The sequence below is a fragment of the Bacteroidota bacterium genome, assembly GCA_039714315.1.
In the GTDB taxonomy this organism is placed as follows: Bacteria; Bacteroidota; Bacteroidia; order Flavobacteriales; family JADGDT01; genus JADGDT01.
Window position 1 is genome coordinate 1 of record JBDLJM010000052.1, and the last position, 19241, is coordinate 19241.

Annotated in this window: 19 protein-coding genes and 1 tRNA gene; 10 read left to right on the forward strand and 10 right to left on the reverse strand. The window is 34.2% G+C overall.

All coding sequences use genetic code 11. From position 1 onward, the window contains the following. The first annotated feature begins 520 nt into the window (after positions 1 to 520). The 4 genes from udk (at position 521) to ABFR62_07005 (ending at position 3189) form a co-directional block, all read left to right on the forward strand. Positions 521 to 1132 carry a uridine kinase gene (gene udk / locus ABFR62_06990; GenBank protein ID MEN8138161.1) on the forward strand — a complete coding sequence of 204 codons (612 nt, stop codon included), beginning with the start codon at positions 521 to 523 and terminating at the stop codon, positions 1130 to 1132. A 22-nt stretch (positions 1133 to 1154) separates the two neighbouring features. Further along, entirely contained in the window at positions 1155 to 1463 is a 309-nt protein-coding gene (locus tag ABFR62_06995) for a septum formation initiator family protein (GenBank protein MEN8138162.1), read from the forward strand. Positions 1464 to 1472: 9 nt separating this feature from the next. Then, the gene (locus tag ABFR62_07000) at positions 1473 to 2861 is read left to right on the forward strand and encodes a methylmalonyl-CoA mutase family protein (GenBank protein MEN8138163.1); all 1389 of its coding nucleotides are present in this window, start codon (positions 1473 to 1475) and stop codon (positions 2859 to 2861) included. Positions 2862 to 3036: 175 nt separating this feature from the next. Next, positions 3037 to 3189 carry a hypothetical protein gene (locus tag ABFR62_07005; protein ID MEN8138164.1) on the forward strand — a complete coding sequence of 51 codons (153 nt, stop codon included), beginning with the start codon at positions 3037 to 3039 and terminating at the stop codon, positions 3187 to 3189. A gap of 55 nt (positions 3190 to 3244) precedes the next feature. On the opposite strand, the gene ABFR62_07010 is transcribed toward ABFR62_07005, so the two are convergent. Then, positions 3245 to 3736 (reverse strand): DUF6702 family protein, encoded by a 492-nt coding sequence (locus ABFR62_07010; GenBank protein ID MEN8138165.1) that lies wholly within the window; start codon positions 3734 to 3736, stop codon positions 3245 to 3247. Positions 3737 to 3776: 40 nt separating this feature from the next. Between ABFR62_07010 and ABFR62_07015 the strand changes: the two genes are divergently transcribed. From ABFR62_07015 to nhaC, 4 genes are all read left to right on the forward strand, one after another. Beyond that, on the forward strand, positions 3777 to 5045 hold the full coding sequence (locus tag ABFR62_07015; protein ID MEN8138166.1) for a sialidase family protein: 1269 nt from the start codon (positions 3777 to 3779) through the stop codon (positions 5043 to 5045). A 395-nt stretch (positions 5046 to 5440) separates the two neighbouring features. Then, on the forward strand, positions 5441 to 6142 hold the full coding sequence (gene pepE / locus ABFR62_07020) for a dipeptidase PepE (GenBank protein MEN8138167.1): 702 nt from the start codon (positions 5441 to 5443) through the stop codon (positions 6140 to 6142). 154 nt (positions 6143 to 6296) lie between these two features. Further along, positions 6297 to 7511 carry an aminotransferase class I/II-fold pyridoxal phosphate-dependent enzyme gene (locus tag ABFR62_07025; protein MEN8138168.1) on the forward strand — a complete coding sequence of 405 codons (1215 nt, stop codon included), beginning with the start codon at positions 6297 to 6299 and terminating at the stop codon, positions 7509 to 7511. Between the two features lie 185 nt (positions 7512 to 7696). Further along, entirely contained in the window at positions 7697 to 9175 is a 1479-nt protein-coding gene (gene nhaC / locus ABFR62_07030; protein MEN8138169.1) for a Na+/H+ antiporter NhaC, read from the forward strand. A gap of 28 nt (positions 9176 to 9203) precedes the next feature. Here the strand turns inward: nhaC and ABFR62_07035 are convergent, their stop codons facing one another. The 9 genes from ABFR62_07035 to ABFR62_07075 form a co-directional block, all read right to left on the reverse strand. Beyond that, positions 9204 to 10082 (reverse strand): PPK2 family polyphosphate kinase, encoded by an 879-nt coding sequence (locus tag ABFR62_07035; protein MEN8138170.1) that lies wholly within the window; start codon positions 10080 to 10082, stop codon positions 9204 to 9206. A gap of 65 nt (positions 10083 to 10147) precedes the next feature. Continuing rightward, entirely contained in the window at positions 10148 to 11305 is a 1158-nt protein-coding gene (locus ABFR62_07040; GenBank protein ID MEN8138171.1) for a sigma-54 dependent transcriptional regulator, read from the reverse strand. 11 nt (positions 11306 to 11316) lie between these two features. Then, positions 11317 to 12192, reverse strand: coding sequence for a mechanosensitive ion channel domain-containing protein (locus tag ABFR62_07045; GenBank protein MEN8138172.1), 876 nt, complete (start codon positions 12190 to 12192; stop codon positions 11317 to 11319). Further along, a complete protein-coding gene (locus ABFR62_07050) occupies positions 12174 to 13472 on the reverse strand; it encodes an ABC transporter permease (GenBank protein ID MEN8138173.1) in 1299 nt (432 codons plus the stop codon). Before ABFR62_07050 ends, ABFR62_07045 begins: the two co-directional genes overlap by 19 nt. A gap of 19 nt (positions 13473 to 13491) precedes the next feature. Continuing rightward, a complete protein-coding gene (locus ABFR62_07055) occupies positions 13492 to 14403 on the reverse strand; it encodes an ATP-binding cassette domain-containing protein (protein MEN8138174.1) in 912 nt (303 codons plus the stop codon). Positions 14404 to 14529: 126 nt separating this feature from the next. Then, entirely contained in the window at positions 14530 to 15654 is a 1125-nt protein-coding gene (gene dnaJ, locus ABFR62_07060) for a molecular chaperone DnaJ (protein MEN8138175.1), read from the reverse strand. Between the two features lie 155 nt (positions 15655 to 15809). Next, complete coding sequence (locus ABFR62_07065; protein MEN8138176.1) at positions 15810 to 16406, reverse strand: nucleotide exchange factor GrpE; 597 nt, start codon at positions 16404 to 16406, stop codon at positions 15810 to 15812. Between the two features lie 128 nt (positions 16407 to 16534). Next, positions 16535 to 17146 carry a TlpA disulfide reductase family protein gene (locus ABFR62_07070; protein ID MEN8138177.1) on the reverse strand — a complete coding sequence of 204 codons (612 nt, stop codon included), beginning with the start codon at positions 17144 to 17146 and terminating at the stop codon, positions 16535 to 16537. Between the two features lie 10 nt (positions 17147 to 17156). Next, the gene (locus tag ABFR62_07075; GenBank protein ID MEN8138178.1) at positions 17157 to 17957 is read right to left on the reverse strand and encodes a Cof-type HAD-IIB family hydrolase; all 801 of its coding nucleotides are present in this window, start codon (positions 17955 to 17957) and stop codon (positions 17157 to 17159) included. Between the two features lie 151 nt (positions 17958 to 18108). Here ABFR62_07075 and ABFR62_07080 point away from each other — a divergent pair, with 151 nt between their 5' ends. Both ABFR62_07080 and ABFR62_07085 read left to right on the forward strand, forming a co-directional pair. Next, the gene (locus ABFR62_07080) at positions 18109 to 18987 is read left to right on the forward strand and encodes a cation diffusion facilitator family transporter (protein ID MEN8138179.1); all 879 of its coding nucleotides are present in this window, start codon (positions 18109 to 18111) and stop codon (positions 18985 to 18987) included. Between the two features lie 155 nt (positions 18988 to 19142). Next, a tRNA-Val gene (locus ABFR62_07085) sits at positions 19143 to 19217 on the forward strand. Positions 19218 to 19241: the final 24 nt, after the last annotated feature.

Below are 19241 nucleotides of genomic sequence, written 5' to 3' on the forward strand. Positions count from 1 at the left end.
TTCTGCTCACTTAAAGAAAAACGTTATTTGTTTTTCAAAGCGGGTGCAAAAGTAGTAAGATTTGCATTCCCCGCAAGTGTTTTTGAAGCTTTTTTTAAAACAATTCATATTTACTGATGAAATGCCTTTTTTTCAGGGCGAACAGGATTGTTTTGTTCGGAGAGAATCACTCTACTATCACACACATTATATAACAATAAAAAAGACTACATTATACTATATGAAGTGTAGTGAAATTAAATTATTACAATTTAACAAATACTCCATATTTAAACCTTCCACTTAAGGCGCTAAATAAATCGAACAAAATTTTGCAACGACTCTGAACTTAGCAAAGGCACCCCGGCAGAACTATTGCAAAAGTATTTAGCAACAGTGTTTAGTAACGGGCAGCCTGTCTTGTATATGACAGACCGGGCAGTCTCAAAAATTCCAGTACAAAATCATTTAACAAAAAATTATTTGTTATCTTAACACAGGTGAAGATATTATTTACTTTTGCATTACAAAACACATATATATGTTAATAATAGGAATAGCCGGTGGAACGGGATCCGGAAAGACTACTGTGGTAAGAAAGATTATCGATGGTTTGAATAAAAACGATGTAGCAATACTTTCGCAAGATTCATACTATAAAGACAATAGCCATTTAGATCTTGAGGAAAGGAAGAAACTAAATTTCGATCATCCAAACTCACTGGAATTTGAACTTTTAGTTGAACACATCAAAGATTTAAAAGCAGGCAAGTCTATTGAAGAGCCGACCTACTCCTACCTCACCTGTACAAGATCGGAAAAAACAATTCCGGTTTCACCAAAAAAGGTAATAATTGTAGAAGGTATTTTAATATTAACAAATCAGGAACTAAGAGACTTATTTGATATAAAAATATATGTTCATACCAGTGCTGATGACAGATTAGTCAGATTAATAAAAAGGGACACTATTGAACGGGGAAGAAGTGTTGAAGAAGTACTGGAAAGATATCATGATACAGTTAAACCAATGCATGATCAATTTATTGAACCTTCGAAAAATTATGCAGACTTAATTATCCCTCTGGGTGGCGAAAATAAAGTTGCGATAAGAGTATTATCAACAGTAGTAGAGAAAAAATTAAACACCTAATATATACATCATAAAAAAACGAATGGATTTAAAAAAAGGCAGCATACTAAGGATTATAAAGAATCATAAATTCTTAGTTATTTTTATATTTTTCTTATTTTGGATACTGTTTATTGACACTAATTCATGGTTAAAACACAGAGATCTAAATAAGTCTATTGAAAAACTGGAAGACAGGAAAGGTTATTACAAAGAAGAGATTTCGAAAGACCGTAAAGCTTTAAAAGAATTAGAAAACAACCCGGAAAAGCTTGAAAAATACGCCAGAGAACGATTTTTGATGAAAAAAGAAAATGAAGATATATTTATAATAAAAGAAGATAACAAATAAAATAGCATAATGGGGAAATTGTTTTCTGAGTTTAGACCGATCTCATTTAAAGAATGGAAAAACAAGGCTAATTTCGACCTTGATGGTAAAGATTTCAACCAAGTTCTAACATACCATAGCTTAGAAGGAATTAGTGCCCCGCCATATCTGTCTGCCGATTCTAAATCAAAAAAAAATAACCACAGCAGAATTTCTAGCTCAGATCTGAGGTTCAGTAAGTCGTTTTTATTAAAAAACGATGAAAGATCCATAAAAATATTAAGATCAACTTTAAGAGAAGAGTTCGACACTATAATTATCTATATTCCTGAAGGGTTCAGTTTAGAGTCATTAAACTCTGTCCATAATTTATTCAACAGGGACATTTCCTTAAGATTCGAAAGTTTCGAAGAAGGCTATTTACCAATAATTGAGGAATGGGCGAAAAAAATTTCGGCAGGGAATAAAATATATTTAAACATTGACCCTATCAGCAGATTAGCTTCCAGAGGCAACTGGCAATCATCAGAAAAAGAAGATCTGGAATTACTAAAAAAAGCAGCATCCATTAAATACGACAATATAATACCTTTTAGCATTGATTCGTCTTTATTTCAAAATTCAGGTGCGAATATCATACAGCAGGTAGCCTATACACTGGCAATATCAGTTGAATATGCCAATATAATTGGTGCTGATTTTTTCTCCGGAGTTCAGTATAATTTTGCTTTCGGTTCCAATTTTTTCTTTGAAATTGCAAAAATATCAGCTTTCGATTATCTGATCGACCTGATAAAAAGTAAATATAATATTGTTACTGAAAATATTATCCTAGGTGAATCCAGCTTACGAAACAAGTCAATTTACGATTCTCACAACAATTTATTAAGAAGTACAACTGAGGCTTTTTCTGCAATTATTTCAGGTGTAGATACCTATGCGAACGAAGCATTTGACTCTACATATAATGCACCGAACAAATTTTCAGGAAGACTGGCCTACAACCAGCTAATGATCTTAAAAGAAGAAGCAAAGATTAATAAGGTCGACAATATTAGCGAAGGCAGCTATTACATCGACTATTTAAAAGGTGAAATAAGCGAAAAAGCATTAGATATTTTTAAACAAATCGAAAATGGCGGTGGATTTCTCAAGCAACTCAAAGAGGGCGTTATTCAAAGAAAAGTAAGAGAAAGCGCATTAAAAGAGCAAGAGTTATTTAATAAAGGTGAACTAAGTATAGTAGGAGCTAATTCGTTTGAAAATAAAAGAGAACAAATGGACCCTAAAATCAGAAAATATCCATTTCAGAAAATTAAACACCAAAAAAACATAATCAGTAAAATAACTCCAAAACGGTTATCAGAAGAAATTGAAAAACAAAGATTATCTGAAGAGAAGAGAATGGGGTTGACATAAAGCAATTCAGACAATACGTTAATTTCAATACTATCATTTCCTACATATCTAGTAATCATCTAACAATAAACAAGCTAAATAAAGTTTTATACAAAAAAAAGATCCTAAGTTTAAGCATTTGTTAATCATTTTTTGTACTTTGTAAACAACCTTTATTAACCAAATTTAAATTACAATGGATTACAATTACGCTACAACTGTAAAAAAAAGATTAAAATCACGCTTTGCTTCTGACAGGCTTTATTCAAAAATTAAAAAAGCCTTAACCTTAGACGAACTAAATAGTAAATATCCTAAAGAGCTGGATACTTCAAAAGTAAGTGCGTAAAAAAACATTTCTTTTTTTTGATAAGCGAGTTGCAAATGCAGTTCGCTTATTTTTTTTAATTTAATATGAACTTCTTAGTATTTCTACTTTTTGTAAGCAAAGCACTTTTATTTTTCTCTCCTACTTTTAACTGCAATACATTGCGTTGCTCTTCAAAAACTTCTGTAAGAATCTTGTACTGAACTTCGATACTATTAATTTCATCAACACTTTCAACAAACATATATATCCACGTGGATTCTCCATCTATTTCACTCCCAAGATATTTCAAATGCACTTCCCTATCATCTACCAATATCTTAATATTATCCTGCAAATAACTAAATTCCAGTGAATCTACATTGTCATATTCATTAGGACTCCCTAAATTAACAGGTTTTCCCAGTCTCTTTTCCAAGGCATTTTGCCAATCGTCGTTAAAAACCTTTAAACTAAGCTCCAACTGCTTTGAATCAGAATTGTAAACTATCTCACAAATGCTTACATAATACTTATGTAAAACAAACGATGTCATCACAATGAAAAACAATATTATAATTCTCTTCATTTTTTTTACTAATTTTAATATATCTACAACAAATACTAAAATGAAATATATAATTTATTTATTATTACTCAATAGTACATTATTGTATTCACAATCGAACTACAAAAATGTGAAAATTTTTGAATCAAAACTTGGCGGTCCATGCGAACCTTCTATATCAATAAACAAGAATAACACCAATGAAATAGTTGCCGGTTCTGTATTAGACAATATACACAGATCAACGGATGGCGGTACAAGCTGGGAAACTGAGAAACTGGAATCTAATCTTGGTGTTTATGGTGATCCATGCATAATTTCAGACACTAAAGGGAACTTTTTCTATTTTCACCTTTCGGATCCAGAAAATGGAGGATGGTCAAGTAAATTATTACTAAATCAAATTGTAGTGCAAAGATCGGATAATTGTGGAAAAACATGGACCGACGGAAAAGGAATAGGGAATAATTTTCCGAAACAACAGGATAAAGAATGGGCAACGGTAAATCAGAATAACAATGAAATTTACGTAACCTGGACCCAATTTGACAAATACAATTCCAAAAGTAAAAAAGACAGTTCTTTAATTCTGTTTTCAAAGTCGACTGATAATGGAGAAACTTGGACAAAAGCTAAACGAATCTCAAAATTTGCCGGAAATTGTCGCGATGACGATAATACCGTTGAAGGTGCTGTTCCTGCCGTAAATTTAAAAGGAGAAATATTTGTTGCATGGGCATTTGACGAAAAAATATATTTAAATAAAAGTTCCGACAGTGGAAGAACATGGTTTCCTGAAGAAAAAATTATTACAGAACAGGAAGGCGGTTGGAATTACAAAATTAAGGATTTAAACAGAGTAAACGGAATGCCGATTTTAGTTTGCGACAACAGCAATGGTCCAAATTCGGGAAATTTATATTTAAACTGGATCGATCATAAAAACGGCAATCCGGATGTTTTTGTTAAATATTCTAATGATGGTGGAAATACATGGTCTGAAGACATTCAAATCAACACAGAAACAAAACAGGCAGAACAATTTTTTACCTGGATGGCAATTGATCAGGCAAATGGAAATATTCACATTATATATTACGACAACAGCAGAAACAAAGATGGTAGTTTCGATGTAATACTTTCATCTTCATATGATGGTGCTAAAACTTTCCAAAATGAAGTTATCTCTGAAAGCCCCTTCAAGGTTAACAATAAAACTTTTTTCGGCGATTACAATAATATTGATGTCCATAATGGCTTAGTAAGACCTATATGGACCAGAATGGAAAATAAAAAACTTAGCATATGGACTGCATTGATTAAAAAATAAAAAAATCCCGGCCTTTATCAAAACCGGGATTCCCTACTAATCTAAAATTTCATTGCTTAGCATGAGCAACACTGTTGATTATCAGACGATTAAATCATGATTTTATTGTCTAAAAATCATACTTTAACATTTTTTTATGATATAAAATTACACCAACTAAACAACGATATGACGATGCAGTAAACAACAATGTTGCACCAACTTAAGACTTTTATAACTTTTTTAACATTTTTCAACTACCGGTAACATCATGTTTATTCATTACATTTGTTATAGAAATAAAAACATAATATTAACATAAAGGCTATCGAATGGATTTAAAACTATCTGTATATAAATAGTTTGAAAAGAATCTATAATTTACCGGATCCATTATTCCTTACTAATAAAAAAATATGAAAAGAGTACTTATTGTCAGCACATCAACAATATACGGAAGTAGTTATTTAGAGTATATATTACCGGAAGTAAAAAACTTTTTTGCAGGAAAAAAGAATATTATCTTCATCCCATATGCTCGTCCCGGTGGAATTTCACATGATGAATACACATTTATGGCTAAAGAAAAATTTAATACAATTAACTTAAATATAAAAGGTCTGCATGAGTTTGAAAACCCAAAGGAAGCGATAGCCAATGCTGAGGGCTTCTTTACGGGTGGAGGAAACACTTTCTTACTCGTAAAACAATTACACGAATTAGGATTAATGAATGTAATTAAACATGCTGTTGAAAACGGAACACCTTATATGGGAACTTCAGCAGGCTGTAATATTACCGGAGTAAATATGAGGACTACCAATGATATGCCAATTGTTCAACCTCCCAGCTTTGAAACTTTAGGATTAGTACCGTTCAACATGAATCCACACTATTTAGATCCTGACCCAACATCAAAACACAAGGGCGAAACCCGTGAAACCAGAATTAAAGAATTTCACACTCAAAACAAAATTCCGGTTGTGGGATTGAGAGAAGGAAGCTGGCTTGAAGTAAATGATGACATTATTATTCTAAAAGGAAACTTAAGTGCCCGGATTTTTAAAGCTGATAAAACTCCATACGAATTGGAAAGCGGGTCAGAAATCAAACTATAAAAACACTCCATATATTACAGACTGAAACTTAAACTAAAAAAAAAGATCACCCACACTCACAACCTTAAGTTTCAGTCTATTTTTTTATAATATTTAAAAGTATTTCAAAGTTATTTTATATATTGTTAACCATAACAAACTAACACATACTAAAATGACTTTTAACCCCGCTAACAACCTCCAGGATTTAAATTATTCTGACGATCATAAAGGAGTAAACCCGGCAATAACAGACTCTTCTACTTTTACATTCGACAAAGCTCAGGACATGCTCGATACTTTCGAAGGCAAATCGGATGGTTTATACCTGTACTCCCGTCACACCAGTCCTAGCGGACAATTTTTAGCAGATGCATTAGCCTCAATGGAAGGCAGTGAAGCTGCCCATGTTGCAGGCTCAGGAATGGGTGCAATTACACCTGTTTTATTACAGCTTTGTAATTCCGGAGATGAAATAATAGCCAGTAGAACAATTTATGGTGGTACACACGCTTTTTTGCAAAACTTCCTGCCAAAATTCAATATTAAAACAACTTTTGTTTCTCCTACTGATCTTTCTGAGATTGAAAACTCAATAAACGAAAACACAAAAGTTATTTATATGGAAACACTCAGTAATCCATTACTGGAAGTTGCCAACATTCCTGAAATATCTAAAATCGCAAAGAAATACAACATTAAATTAGTAGTAGACAACACCTTTACTCCGATGGTATTTAGTCCGATAAGGTTAGGTGCAGATGTTGTTGTATACAGCTTAACAAAATATATAAACGGGGCTTCAGATGCCGTAGGTGGCGCGGTTTGCGCTAGTGCTGAATTTATAAACAGCCTTAAAGACGTAAACGATGGGGCAAGTATGTTACTTGGTCCTGTTCTTGATCCTATCAGAGCTTCCGGTATAACTAAAAACCTCAGAACATTACATATCAGAATGCGCCAACATTCGAAAAATGCACTGTATATCACAAAAAAACTTCGAGAACTGGGTGTAACAGTTTCGTATCCGGGATTAGATAATCACCCACAACACGAACTGACAAAAGCTATAAAGAATGATGGCTTCGGATATTCGGGTATGTTTACAATTGATACAGGTTCTTTAGAAAAAGCAAACAATCTAATGGAAGCTATGCAAAGAGACAACATTGGACTTCTTGCTGTAAGTTTAGGTTTTTACAAAACACTATTTAGTGCTCCGGGAACCAGTACTTCTTCTGAAATATCAGATAAAGAACAAAGTGAAATTGGCATTGGCCAGGGTTTAATCCGTTTTTCCATTGGATTAGACCACGATATCGAAAGAACGTATCAGAAAATTAAATCCTGTATGATAGAAGTTGGAGTTTTAGAAACTCATACAACCTGACACAAAATAAACAATTAATATAAAACCGATTTAACAGAAAACATACTGTTTTAATCGGTTTTTTTATATTTTTAACAATTATCATATATTAAGAACCAATACCATACAATTTTTCACAACTTAATAGATCTGTATAGTTTTGCACCCTCAAACATCACTTATTCTATTCCATCAATAAATATAATATGCGTAAAAAAGATATTTCATTATTCCAGGCCTTAATTCCAATTATAGTTCTTATCCCACTATTAGCTTACAATGTGATGGTATTTGATGACACTCTAGGTGGAGCAAATCAAATGGCTTTATTGATGGCTGCATTAGTAGCAGGATTTATTGGATACTACCATGGCTATGATTATGAAAAGATGTTCGATGGAGTAGCCAAAAATTTAAAAGCGACCTCTTCAGCTATCGTCATCCTATTATTTATTGGTTCCCTTGCCGGCACTTGGTTACTTTCGGGTATCGTACCGGCAATGGTTTATTACGGTCTTCAGATATTAAATCCAACTATTTTCTTATTTGCAACAGCAGTCATCTCAGCACTTATATCTGTCGCTACCGGAAGCAGCTGGTCAACTATAGCAACTATAGGTATTGCCCTGTTAGGAATTGGAAAAGCACTAGGATTACCGGAAGAAGTAATCGGTGGGGCTATAATTTCCGGTGCATATTTTGGAGATAAAATGTCGCCAATGTCCGACACTACAAATCTTGCACCTGCAATGGCAGGAACAGACCTGTTTACTCACATAAGATATATGACATTAACAACCTTTCCCTCAATGGGGATAGCTTTACTCATATACTTAATAATGGGATTTTCGTATAACGATTCCACTTCATCAGTAGATACACATGCAATTATCGGCTCTTTAGATGAAACTTTCAACATTACCCCGTGGCTATTTATAGTACCGGTCTTAGTAATTTTTATGATTATAAAAAAAGTTCCTGCCCTACCTGCTCTATTTATAGGAACACTACTGGGAGGTTTATTTGCATATATTTTTCAACCCCATTTAATACTGGAAATATCAGGAAGCGACACACTTAATTTCCAGATTATGTACAAAACAATTGTACAGTCAATGATTGGAGATATCAGCCTGTCGACGAATAATGAAATATTAGACAGTTTACTTTCTACAAGTGGAATGGCAGGTATGTTAAATACTATTTGGTTAATTATAACCGCAATGGTATTTGGGGGAATAATGGAAGCTATAGGAGCCTTACATGCTATTTCAAATGCTTTATTAAAATTAGGAAAAGGAATTGCTTCATTAGTCATTGCAACTACAGGAACTTCTATATTCTTCAATTTAACTGCTTCCGATCAATATCTTGCAATTGTAGTACCAGGTAGAATGTATGCTGATGCATACAAAGAAAGAGGCTTAGCTCCGGAAAACCTTTCAAGAACATTAGAAGATTCAGGTACAGTAACATCAGTTTTAATTCCCTGGAATACTTGTGGTGCTACTCAGGCATCAGTGCTGGGGGTTTCTACTATAGCATATGCTCCTTATGCATTTTTTAATATTCTAAGTCCTTTTATGACGCTGATCTTTGCTATTTTCAAAATAAAAATCAGAATGTTAAAAGATAATTCTTCGCCTGAAGATGAAAAAAACTTAGAAACTGTTAAACTGAAATAATAATTTATTGCAGGTGTTTTTTGTTCTATCACTTTGACTTTTTCACAAGAAAGTCTTTGTATTCTTCCAAATCTACAAGCTGTTTAGCTGTAGGTTTGGGAACTTTTAACTTGAGCTTTCTAAGTTCGCTATAGAGCATTTTTGCTACTAAAAGCCGCGCATACCTCTTGTCGTCACCGGGAATAATATACCACGGCGCATATTTCTTTGATGTATTCTTAATTGCTTCGGAAAAAGCCATTTTATAATCATCCCAGTATTTTCTTTCTTCGAAATCGCCTTTCGAAAATTTCCAGTTTTTTTCCCTCTCATTTATTCTTGAAAGCAAACGAACAGACTGTTGCTCGTTTGAAATATTGAGAAATATCTTTATAATTTTAGTTCCGTTTTGATATAAGTACCTTTCAAAATTATTTATCTGCCTGTACCTTTGCTTCCAAAACTTATTGTCTATATCTGATACTTTATTAATGTTTGGTATGTTTTCATTCAAAATAATTTCAGGGTGAACCTTCGTCACCAGAACATTCTCATAGTAAGACCTGTTGAATATGCCTATTTTGCCTTTTGGGGGTAACTTTTTGAAATGACGCCATAAAAAATCGTGACTTAGCTCCAGTTCACTTGGAACCTTAAAACTATGAACTTCGGTTCCCTGGGTATTTAAGTTTGATAAAACATGCTTTATTATTCCATCTTTTCCCGATGCATCCATCCCCTGCAACACAACAAGAACAGCATACTTAGAACTGGCATAAAGTTTAAATTGTTCCTCTGAAAGCTGTTTTAAAAATTTCCGTTTCTCTCTCTTATATTCATCTTCGGTCAACCCAATATCCAATACTGAATCATAATTATCTAAATCAAAATCTTTTGATGACTTCACCCTGTAATCAGACACTTTCATATTGATAATGATTTAAAATTTACTCAATTTCATACATACAGAAGCTAGCTCCTGCACATATAAAGTTAAACAAATTTTACCACATCATCTTTTGTTATACTTTTCCCTCCAAGAATTATTAATCTCTCTACCACATTTCGGAGCTCTCTGACATTCCCGCTCCAATCTTTTTGTTTCAATAAATCCAGAGCTTCACTTTCGAACAACTTAGTAGATATCCCCTGTTCTCCACAAATATTTTTAGAAAAATAACTCACCAACTCAGGTATATCATCTTTTCTTTCGTTTAGCGAAGGCACATTAATTGGTATTACGGCTAACCTGTGAAACAGATCCTCCCTGAATTTTCCTTTTTTAATTTCTTCCTGAAGGTTTTTATTTGTGGCAGCCACAACTCTTACATCAACAGAAATACTCTTATCTCCTCCAACTCTCGATATTTTGTTTTCCTGAAGTGCTCTCAAAACTTTTGCCTGTGCTCCAAGGCTCATATCTCCAATTTCATCCAGAAAAAGAGTTCCGCCATTAGCTAATTCAAACTTACCTTTTCTCATCTTATTTGCCGATGTAAATGCCCCCTTTTCATGTCCAAATAACTCACTTTCGATAAGTTCGGACGGTATAGCGGCACAATTCACCTCCAACATTGGAAATTTTTCTCTCTTACTCTTCTGATGAATCCAATGCGCTACTATTTCTTTACCTACACCATTTGGCCCCATTATCAATACTCTGGCATCGGAAGGAGCAATCTTTTCTATCATCTCCTTTATTTCATTCAACTCCTTTGATGAACCTACCATCTGATACTTCTTAGACACCTTCTTCTTTAGCTGTTTATTTTCAACAACCAAAGACCCTTTATCTAAAGCATTTCTAACCGAATTCAACAACCTGTTTAAATCCGGTGGCTTAGAAATATAATCATAGGCTCCTTTTTTAATTGTTTCTACGGCTGTATCAATATCCCCATGTCCCGAAATCATTAATACGGGCACCTCCGGAGAAATTTTCATTATTTCTTCCAACACCTCAACACCATCCATTCCCGGCATCTTAATATCGCAGATAACCAGATCAAGTGAAGTATTCTTTACAATTTCAAGCCCCTTATAACCATCTTCTGCATCCAATACATCATAACTCTTATCTTCATCCGTCAGAATGTTTTTCAAGACATTCCTAATACTTCTTTCATCTTCTATTATTAGTATTTTTGGCATAATATCTATTCTTATTTATTTTTTATTACATGTATATCTCTCTGCGGAAATGGAATAGTCACATTATTCTCCCTAAATATTTCATCAATCGCAAACCTAAGGTCACTTTTTATTTTCTGAATTCTAAACACATCATCTAAATAAAATACAAGATCAAAATTAAGAGAACTTTCTCCAAAATCCTGAAAAAACACCTGAGGATTAGGATTTTCAAGAACTTTATCGTGTTTTTCCGCAACTTTGATCAATAATTCCTTTACAAGCAATGTATCCGTTCCATATGCTACCCCTACAGATAAATTAAACCTTGTATCGAGCTCTGTTTGAGTCCAGTTAACAAGCTTTTCGCTCATGAAATAATGATTGGGAATTATCATTGTTTTATCTTCTCTGGTTTTCACCGTTGTAGTTCGCATACCTACACGCTCAACCCTACCTATAACCCCATCTATTTCCAGAATATCATTTACTAATAAAGTTCTGTCGAAAAGAATTAATATTCCGGAAACAAAATCGTTAAAAAGATTCTGCATCCCCAAACCAACTCCAACCAATAAAGCAGTAGAACCGGCAAGAATAACAGTAATATCAGTACCAAAGTATTTTAACAATGAAGAAATTGTAAAAAAGTATACAAAATATTTTACTATCTGGTGGAGAGAATAAAATCTGTTTAACTCATTTTGAGTTTCCTTTCCCCATTTTCGTTTTATCGTTCTTTCAACTACAACTTTAAATAACATCAAAACAAACCACGCAGCAAAAAAATACAAAAATATCACCACAATATCGCCTATATTAATTTCCTTTTGTTTTGTTGATATTAATGTAAAATCTAATACTTTATAAAATGCCTCAACAATATTTTCTATGAATGTCTTATCCATTTCCATAGTTCTTTATATGTAGGTTTATTTCCATACATCAATATTCCCGTTTTATAAATCTTAGAAGCAAGAATAGTTATTAATACAAAACTCGCTACCAGAATAAGCATAGAAGTAATAAGCTCCCAGGCAGGAACATCAAAAGGTATTCGTGCCATCATCACCACAGGCGAGGTAAATGGAATCATCGACAACCAAAAAGCAACAGGACCGTTTGGATTCTCCAAAACCATTAATCCGGAATAAAGTGCAATAATCAAGGGCAGAGTTACCGGCAACATAAATTGCTGTGTATCGGTTTCAGAATCAACAGCAGCCCCTACCGATGCAAACATTGCACTATACAAGAGGTAACCACTTGTAAAGAAAAAAGCAAATGCACCTACTATTAACACATAATTTAAATCGAAAAGCGATATTATTACTTCATGAATTTCATTCTCAAACTCAGGATTAATCGTACTATCAATTATCTCTTTATTGGGTGCATCTATTCCGAAAGCACTTTTAACTATAGATAACAGTACTCCCGACAATATGGTCCAGGTAGCAAAACGAGTTAAACCAACCAATGCCGAACCTAAAATTTTCCCCATCATAAGCTCAAAAGGCTTTACCGATGAAATAATCACCTCTACAATTCTGTTTGTCTTCTCTTCTATTACAGAACGCATCACCTGAACACCATAAACAAAAATAAACATATAGATCATTATTCCGGCCATTGCTCCGGTAGCCATTTGCATCAATCCGATCTTTGAATTTTTCAATTCGCCATGATAACTGACATATCGCATAGATACATCAACATCAGCATCTTCCACTATCTTTACACTTGTCCCTAACTTATTTAATTTTAATGACCATATTTTATCTCCAATATTATCTTTCAATTTGGCTATAACTGAATTAAGAGGGGTTTTATTTGAGAAATACTCTATAGAAGATGAAATTTCATCTAAATTATTATCAGCATTAAAAGGTATATGGATAAGTCCATAATATCCTCGTGCCTCAGCAGTATCGATCACCTCCCTTAAACCCGTTGTAGGGAAATATACATATTTAATACCCGGATCACTCTTAAAAGCATCTACAAAAAAAGAAGTTTCGTCGTATACACCGATTACTTTGTTATCAGTATTTATACTTGCCAAGAAAGCAATAATTGCAAAAACCAAAACCAGAAATAACGGACCTAATAACGACATAACAATGAATGACCTCCTTCTGACTTTTGTAATATACTCTCTTTTTATTATTAGTTTAATTTTATTCATAATTACAAAGGCTTAAAGCTTACTCAACATGTTGAATAAATATTTCATTAATACTCGGTATATTTTCTGCAAAACGGTGAAGTTCACCAAGTGTCATCAACTTCTTTAGCAACTCCTGAGAACTGGTTCCATTTATCATTTTTAAAGTAATATCTACCTGATCGTGGAAATTCTGATTTAATCTCGAACTTTCCACTCTAACAATATTATTTAGTTTTTCAAGATTGGGGACATCATAATCATTTATAGTAATATCGTACTTGTTATTTCTGTGATTTCTTTTTACTTCTCCTATTTCTCCATCAAGTACTTTATGCGAATTATCTATCAGAGCTATGTGGTCGCACATCTCCTCTACTGATTCCATTCTATGTGTAGAAAATAAAACTGTTGCTCCTTTATCTTTAAGCTCCAGGATCTCATCTTTAATTACCTGAGCATTTAAAGGATCGAAACCACTAAATGGTTCATCAAAAATTAACAGTTTTGGATCGTGAAGAACAGTAACAATAAATTGAACTTTCTGTGCCATACCTTTCGACAGTTGTCCGATTTTTTTATTCCACCACGAGGATATTTCAAACTTGTCGAACCAATACTTCAGTTTAATTTTTGCATCGTGATAACTCAGTCCTTTTAATTGCGCTAAATACAATGCCTGCTCCCCAACTTTCATATTTCTATAAAGCCCTCTTTCTTCCGGCATATAGCCTATTTGAGAAATATGTTTAGGCTGTAATACTTCATCATCAAACATTATAGTTCCCGAATCGGGGATTACAATCTGATTAATTATTCTGATGAATGTAGTTTTTCCTGCGCCATTAGGCCCTAACAAACCATATACACTCCCCTTTTTAACATCAATACTTAAATTATCTAGTGCAGTGTGTTCATGGTAGCTTTTTGTAACATTTTCTGCTCGGATCAAGCTCATGTAAATTATTATTTTGGGTTAAATCAAAAACTTTAATAATCCCTTACAAGTAAGTAAAAAAAAAGACGAATTCAAAAATTGAATCCGTCTTTAATTTATTTTTATAAAAAAATTATCAACCTAATTAAACATATCTTTTACTCTGTCGAAAAATGACTTATGAGACCTGCCAGGTTTTGGGGTTAACTCCTCGGAATCAAGCATTTCTTCAAACATCTTCGTCTGTTCATCAGACAGCCTTTGCGGAGTCCAAACATTTACATGAATCAAAATATCACCGGTTCCGTAACCTTCTAAACTCGGTAAGCCTTTACCTCTTAATCGCAGAATCTTCCCAGACTGCACACCGGCCTCCAAATTAATTCGAACTTTACCTCCAACAGTTGGCACATCTTTAGCACAACCTAAAGCTGCCTCTGCAAAACTAATATACAGATCATGGTGAAGATTATTTCCATCACGTTTTAATGATTCGTGCTCTATTTCTTCGATTATAACCAATAAATCACCGGGTACACCGTCTCCGGGAGCATCATTCCCTTTTCCTGACACCTTCAACTGTACTCCGTCCATTACTCCGGCAGGAATATTAATTGAAACTGTATCTTCCTGACGCTCCATTCCGTTTGCATCAGTTCCAGAAGGTCTTTTATCAACCATCTGACCGGCACCGTGACATGTAGGACATGTTGACGCAGTTTGCATCTGCCCCAGTATTGTATTTTGTATTCTTGTTACCTGTCCTGATCCATTACAGGTAGTACAGGTTTTATAAGTTACACCAGCAGCCTGTTTAAGTCGGTTTACTTTTATTTTCTTCTCAACACCGTTGGCCATTTCCTCTAAAGTAAGCTTTACTCTAATTCTAAGATTAGACCCACGCACTACTCTTCTTCCACGACCGCCGCCGCCAAAACCGCCACCGCCAAAATGACCGCCAAAAATATCGCCAAACTGAGAGAATATGTCTTCCATATTCATACCTCCGCCAAAACCTCCGCCGAAGCCTCCACCGGCTGCTCCACCCATTCCGGCATGACCATACTGATCATATCTGGCTCTTTTATTCCCGTCACTTAAGACTTCATATGCCTCAGCAGCTGCTTTAAATTTCTCTTCAGCAGTATGATCATCAGGATTTTTATCCGGATGATATTTTATTGCCATTTTACGATATGCTTTCTTTATTTCACTATCAGACGCTCCTTTAGAAACACCCAACACTTCATAATAGTCCTGCTTCATCTGTTAATAATTTGTGTGTTTTTCAGATACTACATTCATATACTCACCACCTTGCATGCGCAAAATTGAGCTCATAAATGTAGAATCAAATTTCTTAACCCCTTAAACATATCTCAGGGCAATTTTTTTTCAGCTATTTATAACAACAGCGTATTTTATTTAATACCTAGTATCACTTTCGGGAATCTTATTACCTTCTCCCCTAACTGATATCCTTTTTCAACAACATCGATAATCTTCCCTTTCAAATCATCGCTTGGCGCAGGAATCTGAGTAATAGCTTCATGGTGATCTGAATCAAATTCATCCCCTTGAGCAACCTCAACTTCCTTTAAATTCTTCTGTCCTAAAATATCTTTAAGCTTATTTTGAATTAACTTCACACCATCAACCAATGCTTGATCTTCAGACTTTTCAATCTCCACAATACCGCGGTCAAAATCGTCTAATACTGGTAGTAAAGCAATCATCAATTCGCTATTAGCAGTCTTAAAGAGATCAAATCTCTCTTTTGATGTTCTTCTTTTATAATTTTCAAATTCAGCGAAAAGTCTCAAATATTTATCCTTTTCCTTTGCTAATTCTTCTTTTAACTTCTCCTCTTCCGAAATCTTCTCTTCCGCAACATCTTCTGCAGACTCTTCCTGCTCTTTCACTTTATCATCAGAAGTTTTTCCATTTTCCTCAACCGTATCTTCTACTTTTGATTCTACTTCTTTATCTTTCAACTTTTCTTCTTTCTTCTTACTCATCTTATAAAAATACTTAATTAAAACAATGGTAAATACCGATATAAATATACCAGATACAATTACAATTGCGTCATCAAAACTGACACTATCAAATTGCTTGCCAAGTAAAGTAATATGACAAAGTGACACTATAATTTAGAAATTTCCTCTATTAATTTGTCACCACTGTATTTTTCAGCCAATTTAACCGCCTGATACAATTCTACACCTCTCAAATTTTTCCCAACTATAACGCCATTCTTATCTATCAAAAAATTAGAAGGAATTGACCTTACACCATATTTCTTATGAACATCCGAATTCCAACCCTTAAGTTCTGAAACCTGATATTTCCAGGATAACCTGTCATGCTTAATGGCATTCATCCATTCGAACTTTGCATTTATCTGTTTTTCATTTCCCTGCCTGTCCTGAAGTCCGTCTAATGACACCCCAAACACAGTAAAACCATTACCGGCATTAAGTTTTGAATCTCTAAATTTATCATAAACTCTTACTACGTTTGGATTCTCCCTGCGACAGGGGCCGCACCATGAGGCCCAAAAATCCAAAAGCACTAACTTACCTCTGGTTTCGGCTAACTGCATTACTTTCCCGTCAGGGTTTTTCAACGCAATGGCAGGTGCAATATTTCCTACCTCTACCCCTATGACTCTTTCAGGATTACTATCTTTATTATTCCCTGCAATTAAGCCACCCATCACTACTGTTAATATTACTGCTAAAAATATCTTCTTCATAATTTCTTCTTCAACTAATATATTGTTCTAAAAACTCTGCAACACCATCTTCACTATTCGAATTAATTATATCTAAATCAGGCAATAATTCTATCAACTTCTGATCTGCATTCTTCATAAGCAGCCCTTTCCCTACCCATGAAAGCATTTCATAATCATTTAGACCATCGCCAAAGGCAATTACTTCATCCGGTTTTATACCATTATCCTTCATCATTTCTTGCAGAGCTAAACCTTTAGAAATTCCTTTAGGCATTACTTCTACAACTGTATGCAGTGAAAAAAACACATCTGCTATTCCGTCTAAAACAGCTTTAAGATCTCTTTCCACCTCATTAAGTGCTTCTTTATTGTGAGAATAGAAATAAAATTTATTTACCCCCTTGCTATTTACACCTTCTCTATTTACCAGCTTCCGGTAAGAAAAACCGGAATGTGTATGGAAACGCAACAACTCTTCATTATCTTCAAATACCAACCATTCTTTCCCCTGATAAATATTAAGGTGAACATCCTTAGGCAGATCATAGCCCAATACCGATTCTACTACTTTTTCATCAAGATTATGCATGATCAGTTTTTCACCATCCCCCGAATAAACTCTGGTTCCATTAGATCCAATAACACAGGTATCCAGATCCAACTCCCCGGCTACTCCTTTTACATCAATATAATGACGACCGGTAGCAAGAATCACCTTTAGCCCTAAACCTGAAACTCTTTTTATTTCATTTTTAGTTCTTTCAGTCAAAGCGTGATTCGAATCCAACAATGTTCCGTCCAAATCACAAACTACTACTTTATATTCCATAAAACACATTTACCTCTCAGTAACAGAGACTTACCTCCAACACCGGATCATTATTTTTTTTGAGCTTGCAAATATATCACAATGCGTAACTGATAACAAGAATTATTCTTTTTTGTTCTACATTTGTATAGATTCTCATAATAATTATTTAATGAAGGATAAAAATATATTGGGCTATCGTGCCGCTTGGATTTCAATCATTGGAAACTTAATTTTATTCGTAGTAAAATATTGGGCAGGTATTAGCTCTGCATCAATTGCCTTAATCGCTGATGCATGGCACACTTTATCCGACAGTATATCATCTGTTATTGTATTACTGGGCTTTAAAGTTTCTTCAAAAAATAAAAATGAACGCAGACCTTTTGGCTATGGAAGAGCTGAATGGATAGCTTCTCTGGTTGTAGGAATACTATTGGCAATAGTATCATTTGAGTTTTTTAAAGACAGTATAGAAAGACTTTACAACGGAAAAACAGCCAATTACGGAACTCTTGCAATTATAGTGACAGTAATATCTATAATTGCAAACGAAGCTATGGCACAATATTCTTTTTATGTTGGGAGAAAAACTTCTTCCAGGTCGTTAAAAGCTGATGGATGGCACCACAGAAGCGATGCAATTTCATCGGCAGTAATATTAATAGGTATCTTTGTTGGCAAGTATTATTGGTGGATCGATGGTGCTCTTGGCATCACTGTTTCTTTTTTATTATTATATACTTCATACGATATTATTAAAGATTCTGTAAGTCCTTTAATAGGAGAAGAACCTGAAAAAAAATTAGTCGACAAGCTACATGGTTTTGCCAACGAGTGTTATGGCAAAGACATGAATATTCATCATATCCACATGCATAGCTATGGCGATCATATCGAAGTAACATTTCATATGGTTTTCCCTAAAACCATCACTCTTCAGGATGCACATGATGATGCTACAATGCTTGAACACAGAATTTATAACGATCTTGGAATGTATGCAACTATCCACATGGAACCGGAAGGAGATTCAGAAGACATTATTTAAAAAAATACATCACATAAAAACACTCTTTTTCAACAACTTAAAGCTCTGTTTTTTTTCATCATATAAATAGCTCTAAAAAATACTCGCTTTATCCTTTTTTAATTTAGAAATTTATGTACATTTGCAACCGCAAAACGGGAAAGCAATTTCCTAAAGGGCGATTAGCTCAGTTGGTTCAGAGCACCTCGTTTACACCGAGGGGGTCGGGGGTTCGAATCCCTCATCGCCCACAGATAAATGTAAAAGATTGTTAA

Bases quoted from the DNA above. Each gene is read 5' to 3' on its own strand.
- udk (MEN8138161.1), top strand. From the start codon at position 521: ATGTTAATAATAGGAATAGCCGGTGGAACGGGATCCGGAAAGACTACT.
- ABFR62_06995 (MEN8138162.1), top strand. From the start codon at position 1,155: ATGGATTTAAAAAAAGGCAGCATACTAAGGATTATAAAGAATCATAAA.
- ABFR62_07000 (MEN8138163.1), top strand. From the start codon at position 1,473: ATGGGGAAATTGTTTTCTGAGTTTAGACCGATCTCATTTAAAGAATGG.
- ABFR62_07005 (MEN8138164.1), top strand. From the start codon at position 3,037: ATGGATTACAATTACGCTACAACTGTAAAAAAAAGATTAAAATCACGC.
- ABFR62_07010 (MEN8138165.1), bottom strand. From the start codon at position 3,736: ATGAAGAGAATTATAATATTGTTTTTCATTGTGATGACATCGTTTGTT.
- ABFR62_07015 (MEN8138166.1), top strand. From the start codon at position 3,777: ATGAAATATATAATTTATTTATTATTACTCAATAGTACATTATTGTAT.
- pepE (MEN8138167.1), top strand. From the start codon at position 5,441: ATGAAAAGAGTACTTATTGTCAGCACATCAACAATATACGGAAGTAGT.
- ABFR62_07025 (MEN8138168.1), top strand. From the start codon at position 6,297: ATGACTTTTAACCCCGCTAACAACCTCCAGGATTTAAATTATTCTGAC.
- nhaC (MEN8138169.1), top strand. From the start codon at position 7,697: ATGCGTAAAAAAGATATTTCATTATTCCAGGCCTTAATTCCAATTATA.
- ABFR62_07035 (MEN8138170.1), bottom strand. From the start codon at position 10,082: ATGAAAGTGTCTGATTACAGGGTGAAGTCATCAAAAGATTTTGATTTA.
- ABFR62_07040 (MEN8138171.1), bottom strand. From the start codon at position 11,305: ATGCCAAAAATACTAATAATAGAAGATGAAAGAAGTATTAGGAATGTC.
- ABFR62_07045 (MEN8138172.1), bottom strand. From the start codon at position 12,192: ATGGATAAGACATTCATAGAAAATATTGTTGAGGCATTTTATAAAGTA.
- ABFR62_07050 (MEN8138173.1), bottom strand. From the start codon at position 13,472: ATGAATAAAATTAAACTAATAATAAAAAGAGAGTATATTACAAAAGTC.
- dnaJ (MEN8138175.1), bottom strand. From the start codon at position 15,654: ATGAAGCAGGACTATTATGAAGTGTTGGGTGTTTCTAAAGGAGCGTCT.
- ABFR62_07065 (MEN8138176.1), bottom strand. From the start codon at position 16,406: ATGAGTAAGAAGAAAGAAGAAAAGTTGAAAGATAAAGAAGTAGAATCA.
- ABFR62_07070 (MEN8138177.1), bottom strand. From the start codon at position 17,146: ATGAAGAAGATATTTTTAGCAGTAATATTAACAGTAGTGATGGGTGGC.
- ABFR62_07075 (MEN8138178.1), bottom strand. From the start codon at position 17,957: ATGGAATATAAAGTAGTAGTTTGTGATTTGGACGGAACATTGTTGGAT.
- ABFR62_07080 (MEN8138179.1), top strand. From the start codon at position 18,109: ATGAAGGATAAAAATATATTGGGCTATCGTGCCGCTTGGATTTCAATC.